Below are 3,792 nucleotides of genomic sequence, written 5' to 3'. Positions count from 1 at the left end.
GCGGCCGTGGCGGCGGCAGCCCCGCCGGCGCATCGCCGCCATCGCCGGCCGCGCTGGCCACATAGGCCCGGCGCACGAAGGCGGCGGCCTCCCGCGGCGAGCCGAACAGCGCCTCCTCGCCATCGGCCAGCAGCAGGGTGTCGAAGCGCGCGCGTGCCGCACCCCAGGCGAGCGCGAGGTTGTCCACCGGCTCCGGCGTGAAGCCGGGCGGCGAGATGAAGAGGCAGGGCCGTTCGGCGCCCTCGCCGACGGTGGTCACGAAGGCCAGCCCGGCCCGCAGGTCGAAGGCTTCGAGGTGCCAGAGGCGCAGGGCGTCCCTCATCGCCGCGATCAGCCTCGCGCGCGGCCGGGGCCGGTGACGACGTGCAGCGGCACGCCGGCCTCGCGCAGCGCGCGCTCGGCGCGGCTGCGCCGCTGGCGCCAGACCAGCGCCTCGATGCGCGGCACCGGCCCGCGCAGCAGGCGGTTGCCGGCCAGCGCGTCGTGGGCGGCGTCCTCGGCGGTGATGCGGGCCTCCTGCAGATCGCCGGCGCCGAAGCTGCCCTGCCGGAGCACCTCGAGATAGTCCTCGTCGTCGCACAGCGCCTGCGAGACCTGGCCGATGGTCCAGCGCCGGTCGCGAGGCCCCAGCGCGCGCTGCACCTTGATTGCCGCCATCTCGGCGAGTCCGCTGCCCCAGCGGCCCGACCAGCCGCGCAGGATGTCCCTGCAGGCCCGCGCCTGATCCGCGGCCGGCCGCTCGCTCCAGCCCGGCGCGATCGGCGCGCGCAGCAGCTCGAACGAATTGCGGTCGAGCACGACGGTGTCCTCGGGCACCTGCCTCAGCACCAGGCAGACGTCGCCGTAATAGCGGATGCCGCAGCCATTGAGCTCCACGGCGCCGAAGTAGGTCTCGCGCCAGTCTGCTACCGGCAGGGCCTGGTCCACGCGCAGCCGTGCCTCGGAGGCCGGGCGGCCCTGGCTCAGCGCGAGGTCGTGGCAGTTCAGGTAGGGGCGCGGCTCGCCCGCGGCGCTGGCCCGGCAGAAGGCGGGCACATGGGCCGAGGACAGCGACACGACCATGCGCGCGCCGGCCGCTTCGTCGCGACGGCTGCCGAAGGGGTCCTGGCCCGACAGCGCGCGGGCGATGGAGTCCCGGTTCGCGTGCGTGTAGGCGGCCAGCAGCGGCCCGCCCGCGAGCCAGTCCCGCAGCCAGTCGCGCAGGCGTATGTGCCAGCTCGTGCGCAGCGATCCGCCCATGGCCACGGCCCTCCGTCTCTTGCGTGGAACGCTTGTAGCAGCGACCGGCAAGGGCCGCATCCTCCACATTCCGGACGGCGTGCTAGTAACGCGTTAGTTCATTAGGCCGGCGCCCGGACGTGAAACTTACCGGCTGCAGCCGCGGCGCAGCGGATGGCCCCGCGTGACTTCGGTCACGTTCACCTTTTCCCGACCCTACTTTGGGGTGTTCCGGCGCGTCCCTAACGTCGCAATAGTACGGACTACGCCGAGCAAGCGCGGCGTGGCAAGACCAAGGACACACGAATCATGCATTTCGAAGAAGTTGATGCCGGGGACTACAAGATCTATGCGGGCGCGGTCGAGCGCTCCAAGCAGTACGGCTATGTGGCGGCCGTCGTGGTCGTGCGGGTGCGCGGCCGCCTGCCCAAGACCGAGGCCTATCGCAACGAGGCGCTGTCCGGCGGCTTCGCCTGGGCCTCGCCGCGCGAGGCCCTGACTCATGCGATCAAGGCGGGAAAGGACTTCGCCTTCAACCGCATCGCAATGCCCGTCTGACGACGGGGCGATCCCTCGCTCAGCCCTTCACCAGCGGTTCTGTCCGCTCGTTGAGCCAATCGAGCGCGGCGCCGCTCAGATGCGGTGCCAGCGCCGCGCGCACGGTGGCGTGGTAGTCATCCAGCCACTTGGTCTCGTCGGCACGCATCAGGCCCTGGTCGATGCAGCGCGTGTCGATCGGGCACAGCGTCAGCGTCTCGAAGGCCAGCATCTCGCCGAACTGGTTCTTCTCCTCGGTGATGAACGGGACGTTCAGCACCAGGTTCTCGATCCGCACACCCCACTGCCCCGGCCGGTACAGGCCCGGCTCGTTGGAGGTGATCATGCCGGCCTCCATCGCCATCGCGGCCTCGGGCACGGCCTTGGAGATGCTCTGCGGGCCCTCGTGCACGTTCATGAAGTAGCCGACGCCGTGGCCGGTGCCATGGCCGTAGTCCAGGCCGTGCTGCCACAGCGGCAGGCGGGCCAGGCTGTCCAGCATCGGGCTCAGCGTGCCGCGCGGGAACACCGCGGTGCTGAGGTTGATCATGCCCTTGAGCACCAGGGTGTAGTCGCGCTTCTGCGCGGCGCTGACGGTGCCGATGGGCCAGACGCGGGTGATGTCGGTCGTGCCGCCGAGGTACTGGCCGCCGGAGTCGATCAGCAGCAGGCCATCGCCCTTGATCTCGGCGAACGAGTCCTGCGTCGCGCGGTAGTGCGGCATCGCGCCGTTGGCGTTGAAGCCGGCGATGACCGGGAAGCTCAGGCCGATGAAGCCGGGGCGGCGGGCGCGGGCGCCGCTCAGGTGCTCGTCGATCGTCAGCTCGCTGATCGGCTCGCCGCGCAGCATCGCGGCCTCGAACCAGGCGTAGAACTCGCACATCGCCACGCCATCCTGCACCATCGCCTCGCGCACGAAGCCGGCTTCGGCGCGGGTCTTGCGGCTCTTGGCCAGCGTGCTGGGGTTGATCTGCTCGATGACGCGCGCGGCGGCCGGCACGGCCTCGCGCAGGCCCAGCGTGACGCGGCGCGGGTCCAGCAGCAGCACCGCGTCGGCCGGCAGCGCGGCCAGCGCGACGGGTGCCTGCAGGTAATCCGCTACTTCGACGTCATCGGCCTTCAGACGCGCCACCAGTTCGGCCGGCAGCTTGCCGGCAGCGACGAACAGCGTGGCGGCCTGCTTCGCGTCCATCAGCACGTGGGCGAGGAAGACCGGGTTGTAGTCGACGTCGGCGCCGCGCAGGTTCAGCAGCCAGGCCACGTCGTCGACGGTGGAGATGAAATGGTGGCTGGCACCGGCACGGGCCATTGCGGCGCGGACGTGTGCCAGCTTGTCGGCACGGCTGACCGCGGCCTGCGGCGGCAGGTGCTCGTAGACGGCGGCGCCGGGCAGGCCGGGGCGGCCGTCCCAGGCGGCGTCGAGCACGTCGAGGTCGGTGCGCAGCGCGATGCCGGCCTGGTCCATCGCCGCGCGCAGCGCGCCGGCCAGCGAGAGGCTCAGCACCTGGCCGTCCACCGCCAGCGTCTGGCCCGGCTTCAGCTGCGCCGCGATCCATTCGATGTAGTGGGTGGCCGCGCCGGTGGGGATCTTCTGCAGCTCGATGCCGGTGCCGGCGAGTTCCGCTTCGGCCTGCGACCAGTAGCGGCTGTCGGCGAACAGGGCGGCCCGATCCAGCGTGACCACCAGCGTGGCCATGGAGCCGGTGAAGCCCGAACCCCACTGGCGGCCCTGCCAGCGCTCGGGCAGGTATTCGGACAGGTGCGGGTCGGCCGACAGGATCAGCGCCGCCTCGGCGCCGCCGGCGCGCAGCGCGTCGCGGATGCGCTCGATGCGCAGGGTGATCTGGGAGGTGCGAGTGTCCATGGCGTGTGGCCCTTCAGCGTGCCCCTTGTGGGGGACTGGAAACGATGCCGCGGATTGTAGTGAGGCAAGAAAATGGTTCCTCGCCGAATTCCGGGGAACGCACCGTTGTTGCGACGAGTTGGGTTGGCAGCGCTGCGGCCTGGGCGGCTGCGGGGCTCGGCGGTGGCGGTCTC

Annotated in this window: 4 protein-coding genes; 1 reads left to right on the top strand and 3 read right to left on the bottom strand. The window is 71.4% G+C overall.

Going from position 1 to position 3,792, the window contains the following annotated elements:
• Nucleotides 1–322 (bottom strand): hypothetical protein (locus B0W88_RS30475; RefSeq protein WP_144007085.1); only part of this gene is annotated, 322 nt, incomplete at its 3' end.
• Between the two features lie 8 nt (nt 323–330).
• Nucleotides 331–1,239, bottom strand: a complete 909-nt coding sequence (locus tag B0W88_RS30470) for a hypothetical protein (protein ID WP_077038251.1) — start codon at nt 1,237–1,239, stop codon at nt 331–333.
• Nucleotides 1,240–1,527: 288 nt separating this feature from the next.
• Here B0W88_RS30470 and B0W88_RS30465 point away from each other — a divergent pair, with 288 nt between their 5' ends.
• Complete coding sequence (locus B0W88_RS30465) at nt 1,528–1,776, top strand: hypothetical protein (protein WP_077038250.1); 249 nt, start codon at nt 1,528–1,530, stop codon at nt 1,774–1,776.
• Nucleotides 1,777–1,795: 19 nt separating this feature from the next.
• Here B0W88_RS30465 and B0W88_RS30460 read toward each other — a convergent pair whose 3' ends face one another.
• Nucleotides 1,796–3,619, bottom strand: a complete 1,824-nt coding sequence (locus tag B0W88_RS30460; RefSeq protein ID WP_077038249.1) for an aminopeptidase P family protein — start codon at nt 3,617–3,619, stop codon at nt 1,796–1,798.
• Nucleotides 3,620–3,792: the final 173 nt, after the last annotated feature.

Source organism: Pelomonas sp. KK5 (assembly GCF_001984095.1).
Classification (GTDB): Bacteria; Pseudomonadota; Gammaproteobacteria; order Burkholderiales; family Burkholderiaceae_C; genus KK5.
The sequence above is the reverse complement of the archived record's forward strand: the minus strand, read 5'-3'. Positions and strand labels throughout refer to the sequence as shown.